This window comes from Cohnella yongneupensis, from assembly GCF_042655785.1.
Classification (GTDB): Bacteria; Bacillota; Bacilli; order Paenibacillales; family Paenibacillaceae; genus Cohnella; species Cohnella yongneupensis.
The window spans coordinates 32,898-56,290 of the sequence record NZ_JBHSNC010000013.1; the positions used below are offsets into that span (position 1 = coordinate 32,898).

General features: G+C 55.2%; 22 protein-coding genes and 2 pseudogenes. 15 read left to right on the top strand and 9 right to left on the bottom strand.

What is annotated here, in order from left to right; translation table 11 throughout:
- The first annotated feature begins 108 nt into the window (after positions 1 to 108).
- The 4 genes from ACFPQ4_RS05115 to ACFPQ4_RS05130 all read left to right on the top strand — a co-directional run bounded on the left by ACFPQ4_RS05115 (position 109) and on the right by ACFPQ4_RS05130 (position 6,017).
- Positions 109 to 1,728, top strand: coding sequence for an ABC transporter substrate-binding protein (locus ACFPQ4_RS05115; RefSeq protein WP_378110703.1), 1,620 nt, complete (start codon positions 109 to 111; stop codon positions 1,726 to 1,728).
- Positions 1,729 to 2,113: 385 nt separating this feature from the next.
- Entirely contained in the window at positions 2,114 to 3,925 is a 1,812-nt protein-coding gene (locus ACFPQ4_RS05120) for a sensor histidine kinase (RefSeq protein WP_378110704.1), read from the top strand.
- On the top strand, positions 3,922 to 4,734 hold the full coding sequence (locus tag ACFPQ4_RS05125) for a response regulator transcription factor (RefSeq protein WP_378110705.1): 813 nt from the start codon (positions 3,922 to 3,924) through the stop codon (positions 4,732 to 4,734). Before ACFPQ4_RS05120 ends, ACFPQ4_RS05125 begins: the two co-directional genes overlap by 4 nt.
- Positions 4,731 to 6,017 (top strand): extracellular solute-binding protein, encoded by a 1,287-nt coding sequence (locus tag ACFPQ4_RS05130; protein ID WP_378110706.1) that lies wholly within the window; start codon positions 4,731 to 4,733, stop codon positions 6,015 to 6,017. The genes ACFPQ4_RS05125 and ACFPQ4_RS05130 overlap by 4 nt, the downstream gene beginning before the upstream one ends.
- On the opposite strand, the gene ACFPQ4_RS05135 is transcribed toward ACFPQ4_RS05130, so the two are convergent.
- Positions 5,985 to 6,878 (bottom strand): AraC family transcriptional regulator, encoded by an 894-nt coding sequence (locus tag ACFPQ4_RS05135; protein ID WP_378110743.1) that lies wholly within the window; start codon positions 6,876 to 6,878, stop codon positions 5,985 to 5,987. The two genes, ACFPQ4_RS05130 and ACFPQ4_RS05135, sit on opposite strands and share 33 nt — an antisense overlap.
- A 136-nt stretch (positions 6,879 to 7,014) precedes the next feature.
- Between ACFPQ4_RS05135 and ACFPQ4_RS05140 the strand changes: the two genes are divergently transcribed.
- The 4 genes from ACFPQ4_RS05140 to ACFPQ4_RS05155 all read left to right on the top strand — a co-directional run bounded on the left by ACFPQ4_RS05140 (position 7,015) and on the right by ACFPQ4_RS05155 (position 11,642).
- Positions 7,015 to 7,761, top strand: coding sequence for a ThuA domain-containing protein (locus ACFPQ4_RS05140; RefSeq protein WP_378110707.1), 747 nt, complete (start codon positions 7,015 to 7,017; stop codon positions 7,759 to 7,761).
- Complete coding sequence (locus ACFPQ4_RS05145) at positions 7,758 to 8,846, top strand: Gfo/Idh/MocA family protein (RefSeq protein ID WP_378110708.1); 1,089 nt, start codon at positions 7,758 to 7,760, stop codon at positions 8,844 to 8,846. Before ACFPQ4_RS05140 ends, ACFPQ4_RS05145 begins: the two co-directional genes overlap by 4 nt.
- A complete protein-coding gene (locus ACFPQ4_RS05150; RefSeq protein WP_378110709.1) occupies positions 8,843 to 10,528 on the top strand; it encodes a glycoside hydrolase family 13 protein in 1,686 nt (561 codons plus the stop codon). The genes ACFPQ4_RS05145 and ACFPQ4_RS05150 overlap by 4 nt, the downstream gene beginning before the upstream one ends.
- Before the next feature lie 151 nt (positions 10,529 to 10,679).
- Positions 10,680 to 11,642 carry an alpha/beta hydrolase gene (locus tag ACFPQ4_RS05155; protein ID WP_378110710.1) on the top strand — a complete coding sequence of 321 codons (963 nt, stop codon included), beginning with the start codon at positions 10,680 to 10,682 and terminating at the stop codon, positions 11,640 to 11,642.
- Between the two features lie 12 nt (positions 11,643 to 11,654).
- On the opposite strand, the gene ACFPQ4_RS05160 is transcribed toward ACFPQ4_RS05155, so the two are convergent.
- From ACFPQ4_RS05160 to ACFPQ4_RS05170, 3 genes and pseudogenes are all read right to left on the bottom strand, one after another.
- Positions 11,655 to 12,125, bottom strand: a complete 471-nt coding sequence (locus ACFPQ4_RS05160) for a (2Fe-2S)-binding protein (RefSeq protein WP_378110711.1) — start codon at positions 12,123 to 12,125, stop codon at positions 11,655 to 11,657.
- On the bottom strand, positions 12,122 to 12,532 hold the full coding sequence (locus ACFPQ4_RS05165) for a hypothetical protein (protein WP_378110712.1): 411 nt from the start codon (positions 12,530 to 12,532) through the stop codon (positions 12,122 to 12,124). The genes ACFPQ4_RS05160 and ACFPQ4_RS05165 overlap by 4 nt, the downstream gene beginning before the upstream one ends.
- Positions 12,533 to 12,557: 25 nt before the next feature.
- A pseudogene (locus tag ACFPQ4_RS05170) lies at positions 12,558 to 12,818 on the bottom strand (molybdopterin cofactor-binding domain-containing protein); the annotation flags it as partial.
- Between the two features lie 285 nt (positions 12,819 to 13,103).
- Between ACFPQ4_RS05170 and ACFPQ4_RS05175 the strand changes: the two are divergent.
- Complete coding sequence (locus tag ACFPQ4_RS05175; protein WP_378110713.1) at positions 13,104 to 14,381, top strand: SGNH/GDSL hydrolase family protein; 1,278 nt, start codon at positions 13,104 to 13,106, stop codon at positions 14,379 to 14,381.
- Positions 14,382 to 14,442: 61 nt separating this feature from the next.
- Here ACFPQ4_RS05175 and ACFPQ4_RS05180 read toward each other — a convergent pair whose 3' ends face one another.
- The 3 genes from ACFPQ4_RS05180 to ACFPQ4_RS05190 are packed head-to-tail and all read right to left on the bottom strand — an operon-like array spanning position 14,443 to position 17,399.
- Positions 14,443 to 16,137: a methyl-accepting chemotaxis protein gene (locus ACFPQ4_RS05180; RefSeq protein WP_378110714.1), complete on the bottom strand. Its 1,695-nt coding sequence runs from the start codon at positions 16,135 to 16,137 to the stop codon at positions 14,443 to 14,445.
- 35 nt (positions 16,138 to 16,172) lie between these two features.
- The gene (locus ACFPQ4_RS05185) at positions 16,173 to 16,448 is read right to left on the bottom strand and encodes a cold-shock protein (protein WP_378110715.1); all 276 of its coding nucleotides are present in this window, start codon (positions 16,446 to 16,448) and stop codon (positions 16,173 to 16,175) included.
- Between the two features lie 33 nt (positions 16,449 to 16,481).
- Entirely contained in the window at positions 16,482 to 17,399 is a 918-nt protein-coding gene (locus tag ACFPQ4_RS05190; protein WP_378110716.1) for a LysR family transcriptional regulator, read from the bottom strand.
- Between the two features lie 107 nt (positions 17,400 to 17,506).
- Here ACFPQ4_RS05190 and ACFPQ4_RS05195 point away from each other — a divergent pair, with 107 nt between their 5' ends.
- Positions 17,507 to 18,598, top strand: a complete 1,092-nt coding sequence (locus tag ACFPQ4_RS05195; RefSeq protein WP_378110717.1) for a branched-chain amino acid aminotransferase — start codon at positions 17,507 to 17,509, stop codon at positions 18,596 to 18,598.
- A 305-nt stretch (positions 18,599 to 18,903) separates the two neighbouring features.
- Here ACFPQ4_RS05195 and ACFPQ4_RS05200 read toward each other — a convergent pair whose 3' ends face one another.
- Entirely contained in the window at positions 18,904 to 19,713 is an 810-nt protein-coding gene (locus ACFPQ4_RS05200) for an ABC transporter permease subunit (RefSeq protein WP_378110718.1), read from the bottom strand.
- Positions 19,710 to 20,595, bottom strand: a pseudogene (locus ACFPQ4_RS05205) (ABC transporter ATP-binding protein). The gene ACFPQ4_RS05200 and the pseudogene ACFPQ4_RS05205 overlap by 4 nt, the downstream one beginning before the upstream one ends.
- Before the next feature lie 122 nt (positions 20,596 to 20,717).
- Between ACFPQ4_RS05205 and ACFPQ4_RS05210 the strand changes: the two are divergent.
- From ACFPQ4_RS05210 to ACFPQ4_RS05230, 5 genes are all read left to right on the top strand, one after another.
- Entirely contained in the window at positions 20,718 to 21,311 is a 594-nt protein-coding gene (locus ACFPQ4_RS05210) for a TetR/AcrR family transcriptional regulator (RefSeq protein WP_378110719.1), read from the top strand.
- Between the two features lie 12 nt (positions 21,312 to 21,323).
- Positions 21,324 to 21,998: an HD domain-containing protein gene (locus ACFPQ4_RS05215; RefSeq protein WP_378110720.1), complete on the top strand. Its 675-nt coding sequence runs from the start codon at positions 21,324 to 21,326 to the stop codon at positions 21,996 to 21,998.
- Positions 21,999 to 22,026: 28 nt separating this feature from the next.
- On the top strand, positions 22,027 to 22,215 hold the full coding sequence (locus tag ACFPQ4_RS05220) for an ATP-binding protein (RefSeq protein ID WP_378110744.1): 189 nt from the start codon (positions 22,027 to 22,029) through the stop codon (positions 22,213 to 22,215).
- A gap of 61 nt (positions 22,216 to 22,276) precedes the next feature.
- The gene (locus ACFPQ4_RS05225; RefSeq protein WP_378110721.1) at positions 22,277 to 22,792 is read left to right on the top strand and encodes a hypothetical protein; all 516 of its coding nucleotides are present in this window, start codon (positions 22,277 to 22,279) and stop codon (positions 22,790 to 22,792) included.
- A 169-nt stretch (positions 22,793 to 22,961) separates the two neighbouring features.
- Positions 22,962 to 23,255 carry a hypothetical protein gene (locus ACFPQ4_RS05230; RefSeq protein WP_378110722.1) on the top strand — a complete coding sequence of 98 codons (294 nt, stop codon included), beginning with the start codon at positions 22,962 to 22,964 and terminating at the stop codon, positions 23,253 to 23,255.
- Positions 23,256 to 23,393 lie beyond the last annotated feature (138 nt).

Consider the following 23,393-nt stretch of genomic DNA (forward strand, 5'->3'; position numbering starts at 1 on the left):
TCGACATAAACGCTCTACCGCCATCCCTAGGGACGCCGGCAACCGTTTATGCTTGGCCGATTTAGTAATAGATGCAAAGCCATTATCCATTCCTTAGGGGGAAATCAAGTGACCAGATTACGTAAAGGCTCTACCCTCGCGTTATCGACTTTGCTGGTGGCAGGACTCGCTTTGACAGGTTGTTCGAACAATAATAACGATTCCGCGGGCAATTCGCCGGGCGTTTCTCCAAGCGCTTCCCCGACTGCAACCGAGACGGCGCAGCCTTCGGCGTCCGCGACCCCGGAGACGAAAGCGCTTGATCCGTACGAAGTCGTTATGGTATATCCGGACGCTCCGCAAAAAGACGATGCAGCCGTTCAGGGCGCGATCAACGATTATTTGAAAAGCACGTATCCGGACTTGAACATGACAGTCAAATTGAATCCGATCGACTGGGGTTCGTGGGGCGACAAGACGAACTTGATGATGGCTTCCGGCGATAAGTTCGACCTGTTCTTCACCGCCGGCTGGCTCGGTTTCGAGACGCAAGTGAACAAGGGCGGCCTTCTGCCGCTGGACGATCTGCTGGCCCAATACGGACCGGACATCGAGGCGGTAGAGAAAGACTACCACGACGCGGCTCGCCGCCAAGGCAAAATTTACGGCGTCCACACGCACCAAGAGCTCGGCAACCAACAAGGCATCGCGTTCAACAAAGAGCTCGTGGACAAATACAAATTCGATCTCAGCGTGCTGAAATCGGGTAATCTCAAAGATTTGGAGCCGATGCTGAAGACGATCAAGGAGAACGAACCGGGCGTAACGCCGTTCGTAGGACCGGCTTGGCCGCTCGACGCGTATTTCGGCTCCAGCACGCTGGACGAAGTAACCGGCGGCTACGGCATCGACGTAAACACGGACGCATCGAACTTTACGGTAACGTCGAAATACGACATGCCTCGCTTCAAGGAGCTGGCGTCGCTGACCCGCGATTGGTTCCAAGCCGGCTACATTAACAAAGACGGCACGACGCAAGGCCTCGACATTTGGCAGAAGTTCAAAGCGAAGAAAGCGTTCGCGACGATGGCGGACATGGAAATCGTAGCGGACTCCAACATCGGCGAGCCTAAGCCGATGCCAAGCCGCAGCGCTCAGACCGGCATCGATATCATCCAAGTGCCGCTTAATACGGACAGACTGCAAACGGGCAAACTGACAGCTACGATGCAAACGATCTCCAAAACGTCCGAAGATCCTGCCCGCGCGATGATGCTGCTGAACCTGTTCTACAAGGATCAAAAGCTGCTGACGTTGTTCAACTTCGGCATCGAAGGCACCCACTACGTGCTCAAAGACGGCCAAGTCGCGCTGCCGGACGGCAAATCGCAAGATTCGGTCGGCTACTATCACGACATCATGTGGCAGATCGGCAACCAAATGCTTAACTACACGAGACAAGGCGAAGATCCTAACAAATACAAGAACTACGAAAGCTTTAACCAACTGATCGCGCAGAAGCAATCCCGCCTGTTCGGGTTCGTCTTCGACTCGGCGCCGGTTCAAAACGAGCTGATCGCCATCGATAACGTGAAGAAGGAATTCGAGGACGGCATCAAATCCGGCCAGATGGATCCGGACAAAAACCTGCCGAAGTTCATCGACAAGATGAAAGCGGCCGGTTCGGACAAAGTCATCCAAGAAGCGCAGAAGCAAGTCGACGCATGGCGCGCGGCAAACGGCAAATAATAGGTACGAGAAGACATCGCCCAACGGGCGATGTCTTTTCCCGGTTTTCATTGGGGAACAGAACCCTTATACGATTAAAGATATCGCATAACCACGACAATACGACTGTGTTCGCCTATATGTGATATAAAATATCGGATAAAGATGCCATTTTGATATTTGGAGTGGAGTTTTCGTCCTATACGATTAAAAATATCGCATAATCGCTGTAATCCTGTTAGTAACCGGCGTATCCGATAAAAAATATCGGATAGCGTCGGTGAGCGTGCGCCATCGGAAGCGAGTAAGGCTGTTGTACAATAGTCTTGGGGTCCCCGCAAAGTAATCGGACTTGGTTTCAAAGCTTATCGTCACTTTGTGGGGAATAGAAATGGAGGGGCGCATCATGATGATCGGCAACATACGTATTTTCAACCGCTTTGCCACCAAAATGATCGTCGCTTTCGTGGTCGTCATTTTGTTGCCGACGCTGTTCACGAGCGCTTCCTTCTATTTCGTGTCGGGCAGCACGGTGAAACATAACGTAAGGGAATCGTCCGTGCAAATCGCGCAGCAGGCCGCCGATTCCCTATCCTTCATCCTCAACGCCGGCAGCGACGTCGCGGATTTGATCTCGAACGACCTGCGCATCCAGAAGCTCGTGGCCAGCCAAGGCAATCCGGGCCCCGAGGACTTGAAAACCTGGCTCGACACTGAGGAGTATTTGAAGAGCTTTCTGAACAATCTCGTCTATACGAGCTCTTTTATTAATATCGTGTACGTGCTTAAGGATCAGAACAACAGCTGGGGCAGCGGGACGTTCTCCAAGGTGAAGCTGTCGCAATACAACCTCGAGGAGCTGGATTGGGTCAAAGAAGCGAAGCTGAAAAGAGGCGGATTGGTCTGGAAAGCACTTCAAGAGGACCGGTTCAGCGGGGGCGGCGACAACACCGAGCTCGTGCTGCCGATCGGGCGCGTGCTCGAAGATTATCGGACGATGAACGGCATCGGCTACATCCTCGTTAACCTAAACGGCCGCAAAATTCTCGACAACATCGAGAGAATGAAGCTGGGAGAGACCGGAGGCTTCATCGTCGTGGACGAAGCCGGCCGGATTATGGTGGATTCCGACCGCGGCTTAATCAACACGGTCGTCGCTAATCCGGACCTGCTCCATAACATAACCGGCAATCCGTCGGTAGAATTCGAGTTCAAGAGCGAAGGGACCGCCTATTACGGGGTGAAGCAACGGCTCAGCAACGGATGGCTGATCGTCGGCACCGTGCCTGAACACGAAATAACGGACAAGTTGGACACGCTCCACAACCAGATCTTGCTGTCTTTCATCGTCTTTACGTTAGTCGGTATAGCGATCGGGCTGTTCATCGCCCGAAGAGTTACCCGCCCGATCAAGCAGCTGACGAAGCAGATGAAGCTCGTGCAGCTCGGCGATCTATCGATACGCTCCGACGTGTCCACGAACGACGAGTTCGGACTCATGAGCCGCCAGTTCAACCGAATGATCGCCGACATCGACCGCCTAATGGAGCAGGTGTCGACGGAGCAGCGGCAGAAGCAGGACGCGGAGCTTCGCGCGGTGACGCACCGGATCAACCCGCATTTTCTGTTCAACACGCTCGGCACGCTAAGATGGCTTATCAAACACGGCCAATCGGGCAAAGCGTTCGAAGGCATTTCGTCGCTGATCCGGCTGCTGGAAGCGAACATGGGCAAGAAGGGGCACTTCTTCACGATCGAGGAAGAGATGGACATTATCGAGAAGTATTTGGCTATTCTCGAGCTTCGCTATAGCAAGCTGTTTAAGCTGAGCCTTAAGCTAGACCCCGACGCGGTGTCCTTCCTCATTCCGCGCATGATGATTCAGCCGCTCGTGGAAAACGCGATTTTCCACGGCATCGTTCCGCTCGACATCGACGGAGAGATCGAAATCGAGGTGCGGATGGAGCAAGAGGCGGTCGTCATTACGGTGAGCGACAACGGGATCGGAATTTTGCCGGAGAAGCATTTGATCGAACGATCGATCCGCGACGCCGTACGGGACGGCCATACCGGCATAGGGTTGCGGCACGTGTACGAGAGCCTCGAGCTTTACTTCGACCACGGCTCCGAGCTTTCCTTATACAGCCATGCTAGCGGCGGAACGACGGCCAAAATGATTTTGTACCCGAAGCCGGGGACAGGGGGTGAGACGGCATGATTCAAGTCATGATCGTGGATGACGAGCCGATCATCCGTTTTGGCATCAAAGCGTTGATCGACTGGGACAAGGAAGGCTTCCGAGTGGTCGGCGAGTACGCGAACGGGGTCGTGGCGCTCGACACGATGCTGTCGCAGCCCGTGGACATCGTCATCACGGACATTAAGATGCCGATGATGGACGGCCTGACGCTCACGCGCGAGGTCATGAAGCTGAAGCCGTCCTGCAAGGTCATTCTCGTGAGCAGCTATAACGACTTCGAGTACGTACGCGAAGGGCTGAAGCTGGGCGTCGTCGACTATATTTTGAAGCATTCGCTGGAGCCGGAGGAGCTGTTGGCCGCGCTTCGCAAATGCAAGGATCGGCTGGACGAGGAGGCGCATGAGCATGTGCTTGCGGCAGAACCCCGAGGTGGTATGGCGCCGAACGATCCCGAGCTGCACGCCGAGCATAGTCCGATCGAGAAGGCGCTCGAGTATATCGGCAGGCACGATCTGAAGACGATCACGCTGCAGCAGGTGGCGGACGCCGTTCACGTGAGCCGGAATTATTTTTCCGTGCTGTTCAAAAAGACGACAGGCCACAACTTCATCGATTACGTGATCAATTTGCGCCTGGAGAAAGCGAAGGAGCTGCTCGCCGAATCGCATCTCAAAATCTACGTTATCGCCGAGCAAGCGGGCTTCAACGACGTCAAGTATTTCAGCAAGCTGTTCAAGAAAAGCTGCGGCCTGTCGCCGATCGATTATCGAATGCGCTACGGGCACGGCGGCCGGTATGACTCCGAAAGGGGTGAGCCGCAAGAATGAGACCGACATGGGCGGTAGTTACCCTTTTCGCGCTCTTAATGCTGACGCTCACGGGGTGCTTGCAGTCGGGCATTATCGAAGACAAGAGCAAAGTGCGCAAGCTGGACGACGAACCCGTCAAAACCGTCGTCATCTGGCACACGTACAGCGACGAGGAGACGAGGGTGTTCGAGGAAGAAGTCATTCCCGCGTTCGAACAAGCGAATCCGGGCATTCGCATCCAGTCGGTACGGCAAGCGTCGAACCAAGAGTATCTAGGCGCGCTAATGACGCGGGCGGCGGCGGACAAGACGCCGGACGTAATCCGCCTCGATTATTCTTGGGTATCGAGGTTCGCGGGCCGGGGGCTGCTTGTGCCGCTCGATCCGTTCGCGGATTACGGGGGAGTCGCGCGGGAGCTGCGCGAGCGCATGCTTGAATCGAACCGCGTAGGGGAGCATGTGTACGGCTTGCCGCTCAACATTACGACGAAAGCCGCGATTTTTAATCGCCGGTTGCTGGACGAGGCCGGTCTTGCGACGACTCCGAAATCGTTGATGGAAGTCGTGGAGCTCGCGAGGGAGCAGCATGACGTCATCGGAATGACGGGCATCGATATGTGGGGCAGCTTGCCGTATTTCTTCGGACTGGGCGGGAAGCTTTCGGATGAAAAGTTTACGGCCACGAACGGGTATTTGAATAGCGAGGCCAGCATTTATGCGGTGAAGACGCTGCTGCAGCTGTACCGTGAGGGAGTGCTGAATCCGCACTTGCTGGATGACAAGGGCGACTTGTGGAAGGACGTGTATTCCGACAGCCGGATGCTGATGATCGACGAGGGGCCATGGTATTACAGCATTTTGCTCAACTCGACGAACTTGGACGTCGATTTGATGCAAGCGACCGTTCCGGTTCCTTTTCCTTCGCTCGGAATGTACGGCTCGGTCATCGGCGGGGAAAGCCTCGTCATGACGAAGGGGACGAAGGTGAAGGAAGAGGCTTGGATGTTCATCCGCTGGATGATGCGGAAGGAGACGCAGGCGACGATGTTCAAAGCCGGACTCATTCCGACGAACGCGGAAGCTTTGCGGGCGCCGAACGTGGCGGGCGCGAACAACCCGTATATCGAGCCTTATCTCAATGGGCTCGACAAGGCGTTCTATCGCCCGGCGATCCCGCAATGGAACGACATCGAGCTATTGTACAAAGACGCGATGGAGCGTATTTTCGTAGAGGGCGAAGACGTCAAAAAAGCCCTTAACGAGGCATCCTCAGCCATCGACGCGCTCCTCGCCCGCCAGTGATTGCCGGTACTGGAGCGGGGATACGCCGACGTATTTTTTGAATACTTTGCTGAAGTAATAAGGGTCGTTCAGGCCGGTCAGGTAGCCGATTTCGCCCATGCCGAGGTTCGTCGTTTGAATTAATTCCTTGGCGCGATCCACGCGTACTTTGTTCACGTATTGGACGATCGGGTAGCCCGTCGCTTGCTTGAAAATCCGGTTCAAGTAATCGAAGTTGCTCGCGAAGGATTGTTCGATGTCTTGGCTCGCTATTTTGCCAACGTAATGATGGTGAATATATTCGAGCAGCGCGTTAACCTTCACGAACGACTTCGTGCTCTTGCCGCCGGCTTTGCGAAGCTCTGAGACCAAGTTTTCCCGGGACAGCTCGATCAGTAGCTGGGCGAATCGCAGGCCGGTGAGCGCGCGGTTATAACGTTTGCGATAATACAGCACGAGCAACTCTTGCATCGCGCGGTACGCTTGCTGTAGGGCGGGCTTGTCTTGCAGCGTGAAATGCTTGTTCAAATAACAAATGTTGAAATCCCGGTCGTCGTCGTCCTGTACGCCTTCGAGGATGAACCGTCTGGCGAGCGCTTGAATGTCGTCGATCGGCCGGGATTCGATATCGGCATGGCTAAAGTGAACGTAATAATAATCGCACGCGTGCTTGGCGGTTCCTTCATGGTCTAGGTTAGGCTCCAGCAGGAACGCGTCGCCTCTTTTCAAGACGTACTCCGTTCCGTTCTCTCGAAGGTGAAGCTCCCCGCTCTTGATGAAATAGAGGATGTACTCGTCGGTATTCCGTTTGAAGTGGATCCACGGACTTGTATAGGACACGAATCCGATCAAGCGGATTTTGGGGACGATATCCATGTTCACGGCGAGCAATCGCGTCAGCCTCCTTCGTCGGCATAAAAGTCGCTATCGTACAAACGCGGTCTCTATCCGACATTCCACACGATTGTATCACGTCCTATACTGGGGAGGAAGCCGAAACCCTAGGAGGACGATCGAATTGGCCACTCTTAAAGTTACCGTATGGAACGAATACCGGCATGAGCGTCAGAACGAAAAAGTCGCAAGCATCTATCCGCAAGGCATTCATCACGCGATTGCCAGCCATCTTATAAAAAATGAGGCGTTACAAGTAAAAACCGCGGTTCTCGACGACCCCGAGCACGGGCTATCGGACGAGACGTTGCGCGATACGGACGTGCTCATCTGGTGGGGCCACATGGCTCACGACGAAGTCCAAGACGAGATCGTGGAGAAAGTACGGAGCAGGGTGCTAGACGGCATGGGGCTCATCGTGCTTCACTCCGGACATGGCTCGAAAATTTTTCAGAGCTTGCTAGGGACGAAGACGGGCGCGCTGAAATGGCGGGACGACGGGGAAAAAGAACGGTTGTGGGTTATCGAACACGGGCATCCTATCGCCGATGGCATCGGAGAGTACATCGAAATTCCGCAGGAGGAAATGTACGGCGAGCGGTTCGAAATTCCGGCGCCGGACGAGCTCGTATTCGTCTCTTGGTTCGAGGGGGGCGAAATCTTCCGCAGCGGCTGCTGCTATCGGCGGGGCAAAGGCAAGCTGTTCTATTTCAGACCTGGGCACGAGACGTTCCCGACGTATTACCACCCGGACGTGCTTCGCGTCATCTCCAATGCGGTGTCGTGGGCAGCGCCGACGCAAGGCGCGGCGGTTTCCTACGGCAGAGTCGATCCGATCGAAAAGATTGCCTCGGCGGGAGGAGTACGATGATGGCTTCGAACGCGAATCGAATCGGGTTGATCGGTCTCGGAGACATGGCTAACGCGCATATTAACGGATTCAAAAACCATGCGCCGCACATGAACATTACGGCGATCTGCGACGTACGGGAAGCCGCGCTGGCCAAGACCGGGGATCAGCTACATATCCCTGAGTCGTTGCGATTCGCCGATTACCGCGAATTAATCGCGAACGACGAGGTTGATACGGTCATCTCTATTACGCCGAACGCGCTGCATGCGGAAATTATGGAGCTGTGCCTGCAAGCGGGCAAGCCGTTCTTGTCCGAGAAGCCGTTCGCGATGACGATGGAGGAGGCGGATCGGCTTCTGGCTCTATATAAGGACACTCCGGTTCCCGCCATGATCGGCTTCGGCTATCGGTATACGCCGGCTTTCCGATTCGCTAGAAAGCTGCTCAGCGAGGGTAAGATCGGCAACGTGCGGCACTTCTCCGTGCAGTATTTGCAGGAATGGGGCTCCGCGGCGTTCGACGTCCCGTTCGTCTGGCGGTTCGATAAGAAGGCAACGGGCACCGGAACATTAGGCGACTTGGGCACGCATATGATTGATTTGGCCCATTATTTGTTCGGTTCGTTCGAGGAGTTGGCTGCTAGATTAGTTACGCTCATCGAGGAGAGGAAGAGCCTCGCGACCGGCGAACCGGTTCAAGTAGAAGTCGACGATCTCGCCTGCTTCCATGCGCTCATGAAGAACGGGGCGGTAGGCACCTTCCAGACGACGCGCAACGCGATCGGCTCGGGCAACCAGCTGGATATCTCGATCTATGGCGATGCCGGAACGATCCGCGCCAGCACGGAAGATCCGGAGCATGTCGTCTGGATTCATCAGGACGGGGAGACCGGAAGCCGGGTCGAGAAGCGTCTCAGCGTACCGCATAGCGTTAAGCTGTCGCAATGGGAGGACTTCGCGAGATTGTTGGCGGGTTCGCCAAGCGACGGATTGCCGGGCTTCATGGCCGGCTACGAAAGCCAGCAAGTGCTGGAGGCGATCGTGCGCTCGCATGAGCAGAAGCGTACGGTAACGGTTGGAGAGGAAGGAGCGGATAAGCAATGACAACAGGCGCGTTCTGGCAAGAGGAAGTCGTCTATCAGATTTACCCCCGAAGCTTCAAGGATAGCAACGGGGACGGCGTCGGCGATATTCCGGGCATTATCGGCAAGCTCGATTATTTGAAAGAGCTGGGCATCGGCATCGTGTGGCTAAGCCCGGTCTATCAATCGCCGAACGACGACAACGGTTACGACATCAGCGATTACGAAGCGATCATGGACGAGTTCGGCACGATGGAAGATTGGGAAGCTTTGCTCGAAGGGCTGCACGCGCGAGGAATCAAGCTCATTATGGATCTTGTCGTCAACCATTCGTCAGACGAGCATCGTTGGTTCGAGGAATCGCGGAAGTCCAAGGACAATCCGTACCGCGATTATTATATTTGGAGGCCGGGCAAGGCGGACGGGGTAGAGCCGAACAACTGGGTGTCGGTGTTCGGGGGATCCGCATGGCAGTACGACGAGGCGACGGACGAGTACTATTTGCACCTGTTCACGAGGAAGCAACCGGATCTCAATTGGGAGAACCCTAAGCTGCGCGAAGAAGTGTACAAGATGATGAAGTTTTGGCTGGACAAAGGAATCGACGGATTCCGAATGGACGTCATCAACTTCATCTCCAAAGCGGACGGGCTGCCGAGCGCGGGAGACGATCGTTATGCGTGGGGCGGGGAATTCTTCATGGGCGGTCCGCGCATTCACGAATATATGCGGGAGATGAACGAGCGGGCTCTATCCCGATACGACGCGATGACCGTCGGCGAAATGCCCGGTGTGACGCCCGAGGAAGCCGTTAAGTTCACGAGCCCGGAAAGCCGCGAGGTCAATGTGGTGTTCCAATTCGAGACGATGGACATCGACTCCGGCGAAGGAGGCAAGTGGAACGTCAAGCCTTGGCGCTTGGCGGATCTGAAAGCCGTCACGAACAAATGGCAGTACGGATTGAACGGCAAAGGCTGGAACAGCCTGTACTTAAACAACCATGACCAGCCCCGCATGGTGTCGCGGTTCGGGAGCGATTCCGCCGAATACCGCAAGCCGTCGGCCAAGATGCTGGCCACGTTCCTCCATACGCTGCAGGGTACTCCATACATTTATCAAGGCGAAGAAATCGGCATGACGAACGTCCAATTCGGATCGATCGAAGAGTACAAGGACGTGGAGACGCACAACTACTATCGCGAAGCCGTACGGGATCGCGGCGAGCCCGTCGATCGCGTGATGGCGTCCATCTATGCGAAAGGCCGGGACAACGCCCGCACGCCGATGCAATGGGACGGCAGCGCGCAAGCCGGGTTCACGACCGGAACGCCATGGATCGCGGTTAATCCGAATTATGCCAGCATTAACGCGGAAGAGTCGTTACAGGATTCGGACTCGATCTTCCGTTACTATCAGCGATTGATCAAGCTGCGCAAAGCGAATCCGATCATGATTTACGGCGATTACAACATCGTGGCGGAAGAGCATGAACAAATTTACGCGTATACGCGCGAGTGGCAGGGCGAGAAGTGGCTCGTCGCGCTGAACTTCTCGGCGGACGATGCGCGGTTCGAGCTTCCCGAAGCGTTGCGCGGTTGCAGCGAAGAGAATCTAATTGTCGCCAACTACGACGATGAGCCGAACCGATCCTCCGCGGAGTTGAATCTGCGGGCGTATGAGGCGCGAGTATACCGAATCGTCTAATCCTGCGGCGCCTGGTGGTGTTGGCGAATTTTATTGCTATTTGCGCACGGGGAAATTACAATCTTTCTGAGCTAACCAGTACCGCATACACTAAAGGCACCTAGCGATCGCTAAGTGCCTTTTATTTTTGCCCATGGGGGATATTCATCGCATGAAAGCCATAATCGTAGCAGGTTTGTTTGGAATCATTAGCTTCTTTGCGCTTGGCGGATGTAATTCGGGCACTAGCGAACCTTCGCTTTCCGTAGCCAACTTATCCGCATCGCCGATCGCTGCACCCGCGCCGAGTACAAGTCCGTCCGCGTCTACGCCCCCCTCGGTCATAACGGCTCACTCGCAGATCGATCAAGTAAGCTTTCACAGCGCAGCGCTTGGTAGCGAGATGAATCTGTCCGTTTATTTGCCGCCCGGATACAGCGAAGATGTCCGGTATCCCGTGCTGTATATGCTATATGGCTACGGCGGCAATCACGACTCTTGGTTCACATATTTGAACATCAATACCGTGGCGGACCAGCTTATCCAAGAAGACAGAATCCATCCCGTTATCATCGTATCGCCCGATTACGGCAATAGCTTCGGCGTGAATACGAAGGTCGGGGAAGGCCATGACCCCGGAGGCGTGAGCATCGGTCCGTACGAGGATTATTTGATTCAAGACGTCATCTCCTATGTAGATGGCCATTACAGCACGCAGGCCTCCAAGGAAGCCCGGTACGTCGGCGGCGCATCCATGGGAGGATACGCGGCTTTATACTTGGGATTTAAGCATCCGGAGCTGTTCAGCAAAATCGGCGCCCACAGCGCGGCGATCTGGACTTACACGCCGACGGACGAGTTCACGGACCAACGCGATTGGCTCTATGCGGCCGGGATGCGGCGAGACGAGAGAGACCCGTTCAAGCTGGCTTCAGCGGATAAGCTGAAAGGCATGAAAGTTTACTTGGATGCCGGAGAAGACGATGCGCTAGCGGAAAAGGATAAAAGCCTGTACGATCTGCTGCTGACGATGAACGTCGACGCGAAGTGGGTGCTTAGCCCCGGCGGGCACACGGTGTCTTACTGGAGCGGGCAGCTAAGCAATTACATGCTCTTCTATGCGGGCAAGGAATAGCCCCGTCCCGTCTCAATCGCCGAGCACCGATCGGACGGCTTTCCGTATTTCCTCGTAGCTCGTGCACCGGCAAAGGTTAGATTGCAGCCATTGCCGCGTCGTATCCTCGTCCGCATCCGGATGCGTATTAACCAAGGCATGGCATACCATGATGAATCCCGACGTGCAGAAACCGCATTGAAACGCGAACTTATCGATAAAAGCTTGCTGGATCGGCGTGCCCTTCAGCCCTTCGATCGTCGTAATCGCTACCCCGCGGGCTTCGATGGCAAGCATCAAGCACGATTTGATCGGCACGCCGCCGACGAGAACCGTGCAAGCGCCGCAGTCGCCGTTTTCGCAGCCCGCCTTAGCCCCTGTTAATCCCAGTTGCTCGCGCAGTATGCGCAACAACGTGTCCGCATAGCGGATCGTGGCGTGCTGGCGTACGCCGTTAACGAGCAGCTCCATTTCGCATTTTACGCTTCCGCCCCGGTTAGTCATGTGCCCCTCCGATCGAGCTCGAGCTTCTCCATAACTTCCGTTAACGCGCCTTGCAACACGAACGTCCGATAGGCGGCAGAGCTTAGGATGTCGTCCAAGATCGGCACGGGCCACATTCGGATCGCGTTATCCACGCGCTGCTCCAGCGGGACCGATGTATCGTTCAGCACCTGCTCGATTCGATGCGAACGGAAAGGAATGGCGCTGACGCCGCTAAAAGCCGTTCGTATGCCATCCGACGCGCGCAAAGCGCATATTCGGACGATCGGATAGTCGATATACTCCATCTTCGTTTTCTTGACGGTGACATAGGGGAGATCGACGTACGCCTTGTCGGTAACGATCTGAACGAGGAGTTCTCCTCGAGGCAGGCGGGGAACCCCGTTAAGAATGTCGCCGATCGCCACCGTGCGCCTGCCGTTCGGACCGGCTACCGATCGTGCCGTGCTCCGATATGCCTCTCGCGCCGTAGGGGCCTTCCAAGAACGGCGTCTCCACGAACTCCGCCACGTATTTAGGCGTTTCTCCGAATCGGGTAATCTTATAGGAACGCAGCTGAGGATTGAGCACGATTCCCGCATCGTCGAATAAAAAAGCCTCTCGGGAGGCGCAACTAAGCCCCATGTTCATGCCGCCCGTCACTTGTCCGCGAGCCGTCCCCTCGTTAATGACTTTGCCCGCGTCGATGACGGATATATCATCTCCAATGCCCACACACGCCCCTTATGCCGGATGACGTACGGAATCAACCGGCCCCGGTGGGACGGTTCTTCTACATCGTATCGGGCATAGCGGTTGTCCTATTCATCCAAGCGCCTTAAAGACTATCGGGAAGGCCTCCGCGGTACATCTCCAAATCGATTACAACATCGCCAATCGTTGGTGAAGAGCGTAGGGTTCCGAAGTGCAAATAGACAGGTAGATCGCCGGTAGAACGGGTGATACGCTGAGGAAAATAAGCCTAGGGAGCTTCGAATAATGAGCCATAAAAGAAGAACGTTACTCCTTGCCGTCATCGTTGCGATAATCGCAACGGGCTGCGCGAATAATGAGCCGAATGCTTCTCCGACTATCGCTTCGGCAACCCCTTCCTCTCCGCCTACGGAAGCGGCATCGACGGAGCCGCCAGCGTCCTCACCGCCTCAATCCGAAGCGCCGACGGACCCCAAGCAGCTCTATTACGAGCGTTCGATTGTGACCAAAGGCGAGCCTGCGCGCATCGCCGCTGCCATGAAGAGAGCCAAAGCGGGACAGCCCGTCACGGTCGGCGTCATCGGCGGGTCGATTACCGCGGGCAGCCTATCCAGCGACGCGAACAACAAATCGTGGGCGGCGTTAATCCGCAATTGGTGGATCGATCATTTTCCGGAATCCCGGATTACGTTCGTTAACGCGGGAATTGGAGCTACCGGCTCGCTCTATGGCGTGCATCGCGTGGACCAAGATTTGCTCGCGGCCAATCCGGATTTCGTCGTCATCGAATTCAGCGTGAACGACATGGGCATCGCCACGTCTACCGAAACTTATGAGGGGCTTGTCCGAAAAGTGCTCAAGTCGGCCAATAAGCCGGGCGTCGTCTACTTGAACATGATGAACGGGTCCGGCAACAGCTGGCAGTCGCACTTTACTCCGGTTAACGACAAGTACGGTATTCCGACGATCAGCTACAGGGAGGCGGTATGGCCGAAAATTCAAGCTGGTGAGCTGCGCTGGTCCGACATCGCGGCGGACGACGTTCATCCGAACGATACCGGGCATGCGATGGCGGCGGATTTAATCGTTCATTACTTGGACGGCGTGCAAGCCTCGCTCGATACGATCGGCGATCCGGATCTTACGTTGCCGGCCCCGCTTACGGACAACGGCTACGAGAACGCGACCGTCGACAATAATAAGAACCTGACTCCGGCGTCCGTGGGCGACTGGGAAGCTTACTCGGACCCAGGATTATGGGGCGACGGCTGGAAAGCGACCGACAAAGGCAAGCCGCTCGTGCTAGACGTCACGGCGGGGTACGTCACGGTGAACTTTGCCCGGTTCAACTTCGTCGGCAAAGGCGCCCAAGCCTACGTCATGATCGATGGGACGACCCGAATCGATCTGAACGCGGATTTCAGCGGGGGATGGGGGAATTACATCGAATCCCGTACGCTCTTGAAGGAGAAGGAAATCAAACCGCATCGCCTGGAATTCTATTACGACGACGAGCCTTACTCGGAGTTCCGAATTTCCAGCTTGCTGATCGCCAACTATTAGCGGATAGAAGAAGCCCTCATCTGCCTGTACTAGGCGAATGAGGGCTTCCGTATGTGCCAGCTTATACTTTGAATTTGCCGACGAGCGCTTGAAGCTCTTCGGACATTTTGGACAGCGAGGACGCAGAGGAGGTGATTTCCTCCATGGAAGCGAGCTGTTCTTCCGTCGTCGCCGATACGTTCTGCGAGCCGGAAGCGACCGTGCGAGATCCTTCGACAATGACGTCGAAGGCATGAACGACTTGCTCGGCGCTGGCGGACATTTGCTGCGAAGCCGCGGAAACTTCCTGTACTTGGGACGCTACCTGGTTGACGAAAGCTTTGATTTCCTCGAACGTGCTTCCCGCCGTATGCACGACCTGAGTGCCCGTGTGGATGTCCGTCGTTCCGGTTGCCACGGACTGAACCGCTTTGTCGATGCTTCCTCGGATCTGATCGATCAACTCGGTTACTTGCTCAGCGGAGCGCGAAGACTGCTCGGCCAATTTGCGAATTTCTCCCGCCACGACGGCGAATCCGCGACCGTGCTCGCCGGCTCTAGCTGCTTCGATGGCCGCGTTAAGCGCGAGAAGATTGGTCCGATACGCGATGTCGGTAATGGCATTGATAATTTGACCGATCTCGCCGGACAAGTTGCCCATCTGTTGCACTTCGCCGGCCACCACTCCGAAGGAAGATTCGATCGCGGACATTTGCGTTTGCGCCGATTGAATGGCTTCATTCCCTTCTACCGTCTTGTGTGCCGCCTGCATCGATACGGAAGAAGCCATTTGCGCGTTCGCGGCGATTTGCTGCACGCCGGAAGACATCTCGTTCATCGCCCGTACGCTGTCCTCCACGCTAAGCGCTTGTTTCTCGGAGCTCATGACGACTTCTTGGATCGTCTCCGTAATAAGCGTCGAGGCTTGGCTCGTCTGCTCCGCGTTCGCGGTCAGCTCTTCCGAAGAGGTGGCCACTTGCTGGGCGCTTACGGTTACCTGTTGGATGAGATCCCGAAGGTTGGACTTCATCTGGTTGAAGGACGTTGCCAGCGCGCCGATCTCGTCTGTGCTTCTGACGCGAATGTTGTCCGCGGACAGATCGCCGGTCGCGATCCTTCCGGCTACCGACTCCATGGCGACGATCGGCTTCGAAATCGCGCGCGAAGCGAAATAGCCAATGAGGATGGCAAGCACGAAAGCGATCGCGCTAAGCGCTGTAACGACTTTAATGGCGGTGTCTACGGTCGACGCGCTGTTCGCGCTGCCTTCTTTCATTAGTTGCTTTTGCCCCGAGGCGATGTCGTCCGCAAGCGGCAAGAGCTTGTCGCCCAGCGGTTGCACTTCGATCTGGTAGTAATTCAAGAACTTCGCGGCATTCTCGTTGTTCTGAACCATCAGAAACAATTGATCCGCTTTCGCTTTGTATTGCTTATTGAGTTCATCGAGGTTTTTTAGCCTCTGTTGATCTTCTGCCCGGTGCGCCAGCATCAAGGTTTGAATGACATACGCGGATAGCTGGATATGGGCGCTCTGCACTTGATCTTTGAACGCGGATTCTTTGGATACGAGGTAACCGTGAATGCCGGAGGCTTGTTTGGTCGCTTCTAACTGAATGCCTTGGGCATTGGATAGGATTACGGCACGCCTGTTAATCAGATCGGCATCCGCTTTGTTTATTTTATTCAAGTAGTTCAAAGAGATTAAACTTGTAATGCCTAACAAGATTGCAATAACTAAGAATGCTCCAAGCAGCTTTTTTCCGATGGTCAACTTCACGGTGGTGCCTCCTTGTTGTATGTATCCAATGTTATTCAATTGATAACGTTTTCTTCTAGTGAACATTCCCTATTATACACCGAAATATTGGAAGCAGCTACCTGGGCCTGTTCCACCGAATGCGGATTCTCTCTAAGGTCGAATGCGACTTTCTGTCCTGCTGCGAGAAATCTAAACCCCGAAGGAAATCTCGCGGGATCATAATAGATACCGGAAAAATGTACCCATACATCGTTTTCGACCTCAACCGCGATCCATCCGAAGCCTTGTTCTTCGTCGAACGATCTGACCCGTCCATGAAGCATCGGCATCCCTCCCCGTTGTAGGCTATGCTGTCCGAGTGGTTATTTACTGCCCGACGATTCGGTCAGCACGAACATATCGATGAACTCGCGCGCGCTCTTGGACAGATAGCGGTCTTTTAACCAGACTAGTCCGATCTCGGAGTGAAAGTCCGTATTCTCTATATCGCACGCGGCGATGTCCGCCAGAGGGAACGAAGCGATGACCGACTTCGGCAGGATCGTCGCCCCGATGCCCGCCGCGACGAGCGCGATAATAATGGCAACGTTGGAGCATTCGCATAAAATAAGGGGTTCCAGACCCGACTGGTGGAATTCGTGCAGCACTTTGGCATGCATCCCGGTCGTCTGATCCGTCTTGAGGGTGATGAATGGATACTGAGCCACCTCGCGCATGCTAATGCTGCGATTCGGTCCTGTCTTGGCCTTAACCCATGAAGCGGGAAGGATGGCGACGAACGGATCGGGCGCCAACTCCACGATCTCGTAAGGCTCCGGATCGAGGGCCGCTTCGAACGGAAGTCTGGCGATGACCAGCTCGATGGCGCGTTTCTCCAGCTGTTCCGCCAGAAGAAAATGATCTCCTTCACTAATTTTGAACGTCACCTTCGGATAGCGCTGCTGGAATCGTTGAATCGGCTGCGGGAGCAACGAGATGCAGGAGACGACGGAGCCGACCGAGAGCACGCCGTGGATGCCTTCGTCCAGCTCTTGCACTTCCCGCACCGTCTCGTGAAGCTGCCCGAGCAGCTGCTCGGCTCTTCGCCGCAGCAATTCTCCCGCATGCGTTAGCGTGAGCCGTTTGCCGCTGCGATCGAACAACGCCACGTTCAGCTCCTGCTCCAGCAGCTTCATCTGCCGGCTGAGCGGGGGCTGCTCCATGTTGAGCCGCTTGGCGGCGCTCGTTACTTGGCCTTCCTCGGCGACTACCAAAAAATATCGAAGCTGCCGCATGTCCATCCGAAGCACTCCCAACTATACTTAAAAGGTATGTTTATCGAACCAAATAGATATTTCCAATATACTTAACCGATTGCTATGATTCAACTAACAGAATGAGGAGAGGGATGAACGAGAAGATGCTTCCGCCGATCGCCATTGAACTCACGAAATCGCCAAAGGCTAGACCGCCAGCCGATAAGCTCGGTTTCGGCAAGTATTACACCGACCACATGTTTATTATGGATTACGACACGGACAGAGGTTGGCATGAGCCGCGCATCGTGCCTTACCAACCTATCACGCTCGATCCGTCGGCTAAAGTGTTCCACTACGGACAGACGGTGTTCGAGGGGTTGAAGGCGTACCCGACGGCGGATGGCCGTATTCTTCTCTTCAGGCCGAGGAAGAACGCGGAAAGGCTGAATCGCTCGAACGAGCGCCTGAGCATGCCGACGTTGGACGAAGAGATAGTATTGGAAGGGCTGAAGCAGCTCGTGAAGATCGACCGGGATTGGATTCCTAACGAGCCCGGCACGTCCCTCTACATTCGTCCGTTCGTCATCGCGACCGAGTCCGCGCTAGGCGTAGCGCCTTCCCGCGAATATAAATTCATGATCATCCTGTCGCCGGTCGGCATGTATTACGCGGGAGGCATGAAGCCGATCTCCATCTTCGTAGAGTCGAAATACGTGCGCGCGGTCGAAGGTGGCGTAGGCACGGCCAAGACGGCGGGCAACTATGCCGCCAGCTTGAAGGCGCAAGAGGAGGCCGCGCGCCTAGGTTGCGACCAGGTACTGTGGCTCGACGGCGTTCAGCGCAAGTACGTGGAGGAAGTCGGCAGCATGAACGTGTTTTTCCGGATCGGCGATAAAGTAGTGACTCCGGCTTTGAACGGCAGCTTCCTGGCTGGCGTGACCCGCGATTCGGTCATCCAGATGCTGCGTCATTGGGAGGTTCCGCTTGAGGAGAGAGCGATCACGATCGACGAGATCGTTCAAGCCTATCGCGAGGGGCGGCTTACGGAAATTTTCGGAACGGGAACGGCGGCCGTCATTTCTCCGGTTGGAGAGCTATGCTGGCATGGCGAGAGAATGAAGGTCGGCAACGGCTCCGCGGGAGAGCTGTCCGCGCGCATCTACGATACGTTAACGGGCATTCAAACCGGTAAGCTGGAGGATCCGTTCGATTGGACGATCGCGATCGACGGGGCGGAGTGAGGGGCGCGAGTGGGAGGCTACTCGCCGTAAAGCCAGCCACAACGGACACAGATGACGCTATTTATCGATTTAGTAACGAAAAGAGCGCGAAGCGGACCTAGCGGCACTTATTCGACCGCTATTCACTCTAATATCGCGTGTTGAGCACAAATAGGGCCGTGTATGTCCGCGTCATTCAATAAAATCGCTATTTAAATCGAAATAGAGGCTATGTGGTCCACCTCATGAGGGCAGGATTGGCGAAATCAAAAAAGACGGTGTTCTGGGTTCGCCCCAGAGGCACCGTCTTTTGCTGACTACAGTATTCATAACGATAAGTCCCGTCTACGGAACAGCACAACCGCGAGACTGAATGATAGCAGTCCGATGGCCGCGAGCGTGATGGACGAAGCCGTCATATGCGCATCGCCGTTAATAATATCAGCCGGGCGGTACAACGAGAATACGGAGACGTTGCGGATCCACTCGATCTGCACGCTGAGCTTGCCGAGCAAGTCCATGCTGAAGAAGCCGAACGTGATGGCGCCGGCGATGCCGAGCGCCTTTTTCTCGTCGCTGGCGAGCGACGAGACGAGGAACGAAAGGCCGCCGACGGCGAAGAAGAGCAAGAACGCGGCGGCGTTCATCTGAATGAACTTGGTCGTATCCAGCGCGTAGTCGTCGCCAAGGAACCATGCGTTGCCCGCAAACCCCGCGATCGTCGTGACCGCGAGAATGAGAAACAGCCCCGTCGTCAACACCGCCGCTTGCGTGAACGCGATCTGCCCCCTGGTCGTCGGCGTGGATAGCAGATAAGCCATCGAACCTTGATCGACCAGCTTAGCCATGAGCTTAGTAGCCAATTGGACGCACACGATCGACAGAATGAGGACGAGAATGAGGCCGTAAAACTCGCCGGAGATAAACGCCTCGGCGCTGCCGAAGCCGTTCAGGCCGAATGCGCGTCCGACGCCTTCCGGCATGGAATCGACGACCGAATCGATCGCCTCCGCGTTCTTCGCGATGCCCGGGTAGAGCCAGAACATGAGCAGGATGTAGAAGGCAGACCCGAAGGCGTAGTTCAGAAAGCCTCGCATGTTCACCTTCATCATCTGCTTGAACAACGTCATCTTCATGGCGCGATCCCCTTCCGGTCGTAGTAGTTCATGAAGATGTCTTCAAGGTTTTGGGTGTAAATATCGATGCTTCGCACCTTGTATTTAGAAGTCTCCGCTACGAACCTGTCGTAATTGCCTTGCACGGTACTCTAACGCGATTGCCTTCATGCGACTCGATCGGCAGGCCGGAGTCAAGGAAGGCGCGCGCTTCTGCCGCCAGCTCGAACGTAACCTCGAACAGCTTCCGCTGCATCGATTGCAGCTCGTGGATATCTTTGACGGCAACGATGACCCCGTCTTTGATAATCGCGGCGCGGTCGCACGTTCGCTCGATCTCCGGAAAGCTGTGGGAGGACATGAGGAACGTCGTGCCCCGGGCTTTTTCCTCTAGCACGAGCTCTATGAACACCTTCTGCATAAGCGGATCAAGGCCGGAGGTCGGCTCATCCAAAATAACCAGCTCAGGCTCATGCATGAACGCGGCGACGAGTCCGACCTTCTGCTTCATGCCTTTGGACATTTTGCGAATGGGCGTGCCTACGTCGAACTGCAGCCGATCGATTAAGCGGGTGCGCTTGGAAAGATCCTTCAGTCCTCTCATATCCGCCATGAAATCGAGGAACGACTTGCCCGTCATCCCGTCGAAAAAAGCGATTTCCCCCGGCAGGTAGCCGACGTAAGCCTGTACTTTCCCTTGTTCCTTCCAAGTGTCCAGTCCGCCCACCGTGCGGTTCCCCGATCCGGCTTCATGAAACCCATGATGTGACGGATCGTCGTCGATTTACCGGCCCCGTTCGGACCTAGAAATCCGAATACCTCGCCCTTCTTCACCTCGAAGGAGACGTCGAAAATTCCTTTTCCGCCCGCGAACGTCTTCGTCACTTGCTTAACGACTAACATGGCCAACAGTACCTCCCCATTGGAGATATGAAATATGGATATTAATATATTTCATATTTTATACATGCTATACTATACCCAGCAGGCGTTATCGTCAATTACGAAAGTTAGGGTGAACGGCAATGAACGGATTCGAGAAGCGGGCTAATCGGATCAAGGAGAAAATCCTTCATAAGACGCTGGAGATGATGCGGACGACGGACCCTAAGGGAATTCGCATCGCCGACATTTCCAAAGCCGCCGAAGTGTCCCAGGTGACGATCTACAATTACTTCGGAAGCAAAGAAGCGCTGCTGCGCGAGGTGTTCGTCGACTACTTCGACAAGGCGGTTCGCGATTTCGAGGACAATATGAACGAAGGCCATTCGCTCAAGGAGAAGGTCGCGCACATTATCGATCTGGAGAAGTCGGCATATCGGGATTTTCCGCCGGGCCTGATCAAGCAGATGCTGGCCGAAGACGCCGAGCTGGCGCGATATATCGAAGCGATGTACAGGGAGAGAACGATTCCGTTAACCGTCCGGATCATTCGCGAGGGACAGGCTAGCGGGGTCATATCGGAGGACGTCTCGATCGAGAACGTACTGGCATTCATTCAAATTTATATGAACCAATACGAAGCGTTGCTGGATATGGCCGATAAGAGCGCGGACCGGGATAAGTTCCTCGAGGGCATGGTCCAAATGTTCTTTTATGGATTGTCCGGCAAAAGGTAGAGGAGAGACGAGATGACGTTTACGGACGGGAAATGGACGGCGGAGCAAAAAAGGATCATCGATGCCGCGGCAAAATGGGTGCGTGCTAAGCTCGAGCGAGAGAGCAGCGGGCACGATTGGTGGCATATCGAGCGCGTCGTGCGAACGGTGCGAACGATCGCGCAAGCGGAGCGGGCGGATTCGTTCGTCTGCGAACTGGCAGCGCTTTTGCACGACATGGCGGACGAGAAGCTGAACGACGACCCGAAGGCGGCCGAGCAGGAATTGGAGCAATGGCTTGCGAATTGTGGAGTGAGCGAGGCGGACGCCGTACATATCCTCGAGATCATCGGCACGATGTCGTTCAAAGGCGGCGCGCGGCCGCCGATGCGGACGACGGAGGGTAAAGTCGTGCAGGACGCCGATCGGCTCGATGCCATCGGCGCGGTCGGAATTTCCCGCGTGTTCGCGTACTCCGGGGCGAAGGGGCGTCCGATCCATGATCCGGAGTTGCCGCCTCGACAGAACATGACGCAGGAAGATTACCGCGGGGGGCGCGATACGGCGATTAACCATTTTTACGAGAAGCTGTTGAAGCTTAAAGATTTAATGAACACGTCGATGGGTAAAGAGCTGGCGGCGGAGCGACATCGCTTCATGGAGACGTACTTGGAGCAGTTCTATGCGGAGTGGGACGGGCGAAAATAGACGATAGGCACATGGGGAGCCCGAACATCTGCCGCATCTGTTCGATCGGCTGTACAAGGCCGAATCCAGCCGGTCCTCGAGAGGCTCGGGGCTTGGGCTGACGATCGCCCGTCACATTGTCCAAGCGCACGGCGGCACGATCAAGGCGAGCTCGGAGCCGGGCAAAGGCATGGAGATGCGGATCGAGCTGCCTCGATCGCGGATGACAAACTTTTGATACATTTTCCCTGTAGAGTGAAAGAAGTAACAATCTATCACTAAGCAGGAGGGAAGAGAAAATGAGCAAGAAGAAGTTCATCGTAGCGGCGCTTGGACTGGCGCTTACGATCGGCACGGCGCAATCCGCGTTCGCCGCGACCGCCGATGCGTCCGGCGCGTCGGCGAAGAAGACGCAGCATGCCGAGTGGAAGGCGCAGACGGCTGCGCTGAAGAGCGAGCTCGCGTCTTTGCGGGCGGAGCAGAAGACGCTGACCGCGCTAATCGTTCAGCAGCATAATGCGAACAAGGCGGCTCGCACAGGGCTGTCCGCGGAAGCGAAAGCGGCGTTGAAGGCTACGCTGAAGAGCTTGGCGCAGCAGATCAAAGCCGAGCGCGCGAGCATCGAGACGGTCCGCACGCAGAAGCAAGCGCTTTGGATGCAAGTCAAAGCGGCGAGACAAGCCGGCGATACGGCGACCGGCGTTGCGGACCTGGAGCAGATCGTAACGCTCAAAGGCCAGATCATCGATGCGAAGCAGCAGATTGTAACGCTTCAGCAAAGCCTGCAAGCCGCGCTGAATGGCGCTAGCGCCTAACGGCAAAGAAGAGCAAAAACAGGATATGACACACGAAATGGCGTGCAAATTGACAACCAATTTGACACGCCATTTTTCTTTTTAATTTCGATGTCGACGCAAATTAATTTAATGGAAATTTTAAGGATAATTTTATTAGGTGCTGTATAATTGCAATGAGGTGATTCGAATGTATTTTGAGCGCACAAGTCTTGCAAAAATCATTTTAATTGTGCTAGGTGTTTTGTTTACTATTTTGACATTTATATTCTATGGAATGAGCAACTTTGGTGAGCTGATTCATTATGGCATTGCCGATCGATTGATGCGAAAAATAGATACGGTTGTATTTTTCATTTTTGCGGCCATTTCGTTCGCTGCCAGCATCGTGCTTCATGTCATCATGAAAGATGCGCAAGAGGAACTTGATGCTGTGGCAGCTCGAATTTCACGCGAAATCGATAAAGCCAAACACGCCAATTGAAACCCCCAACGGAGCCCGTCAGAGCCCTGGCCAAGTGTATTTCGTACAATTATCGTCTGCAAAGTTCCGGTCCCGCGGCATGCTAGTTGCATTACGCACAGGCGAAATACAGAAAGGATCTCACCTATTATCTATCAG

What these genes read in the sequence shown, in the direction of transcription:
- ACFPQ4_RS05120 (WP_378110704.1), top strand. Translation starts at nt 2,114, where the DNA reads ATGATGATCGGCAACATACGTATTTTCAACCGCTTTGCCACCAAAATG.
- ACFPQ4_RS05125 (WP_378110705.1), top strand. Translation starts at nt 3,922, where the DNA reads ATGATTCAAGTCATGATCGTGGATGACGAGCCGATCATCCGTTTTGGC.
- ACFPQ4_RS05130 (WP_378110706.1), top strand. Translation starts at nt 4,731, where the DNA reads ATGAGACCGACATGGGCGGTAGTTACCCTTTTCGCGCTCTTAATGCTG.
- ACFPQ4_RS05145 (WP_378110708.1), top strand. Translation starts at nt 7,758, where the DNA reads ATGATGGCTTCGAACGCGAATCGAATCGGGTTGATCGGTCTCGGAGAC.
- ACFPQ4_RS05150 (WP_378110709.1), top strand. Translation starts at nt 8,843, where the DNA reads ATGACAACAGGCGCGTTCTGGCAAGAGGAAGTCGTCTATCAGATTTAC.
- ACFPQ4_RS05155 (WP_378110710.1), top strand. Translation starts at nt 10,680, where the DNA reads ATGAAAGCCATAATCGTAGCAGGTTTGTTTGGAATCATTAGCTTCTTT.
- ACFPQ4_RS05160 (WP_378110711.1), bottom strand. Translation starts at nt 12,125, where the DNA reads ATGACTAACCGGGGCGGAAGCGTAAAATGCGAAATGGAGCTGCTCGTT.
- ACFPQ4_RS05175 (WP_378110713.1), top strand. Translation starts at nt 13,104, where the DNA reads ATGAGCCATAAAAGAAGAACGTTACTCCTTGCCGTCATCGTTGCGATA.
- ACFPQ4_RS05185 (WP_378110715.1), bottom strand. Translation starts at nt 16,448, where the DNA reads ATGCCGATGCTTCATGGACGGGTCAGATCGTTCGACGAAGAACAAGGC.
- ACFPQ4_RS05190 (WP_378110716.1), bottom strand. Translation starts at nt 17,399, where the DNA reads ATGGACATGCGGCAGCTTCGATATTTTTTGGTAGTCGCCGAGGAAGGC.
- ACFPQ4_RS05195 (WP_378110717.1), top strand. Translation starts at nt 17,507, where the DNA reads ATGAACGAGAAGATGCTTCCGCCGATCGCCATTGAACTCACGAAATCG.
- ACFPQ4_RS05200 (WP_378110718.1), bottom strand. Translation starts at nt 19,713, where the DNA reads ATGAAGATGACGTTGTTCAAGCAGATGATGAAGGTGAACATGCGAGGC.
- ACFPQ4_RS05210 (WP_378110719.1), top strand. Translation starts at nt 20,718, where the DNA reads ATGAACGGATTCGAGAAGCGGGCTAATCGGATCAAGGAGAAAATCCTT.
- ACFPQ4_RS05215 (WP_378110720.1), top strand. Translation starts at nt 21,324, where the DNA reads ATGACGTTTACGGACGGGAAATGGACGGCGGAGCAAAAAAGGATCATC.
- ACFPQ4_RS05225 (WP_378110721.1), top strand. Translation starts at nt 22,277, where the DNA reads ATGAGCAAGAAGAAGTTCATCGTAGCGGCGCTTGGACTGGCGCTTACG.
- ACFPQ4_RS05230 (WP_378110722.1), top strand. Translation starts at nt 22,962, where the DNA reads ATGTATTTTGAGCGCACAAGTCTTGCAAAAATCATTTTAATTGTGCTA.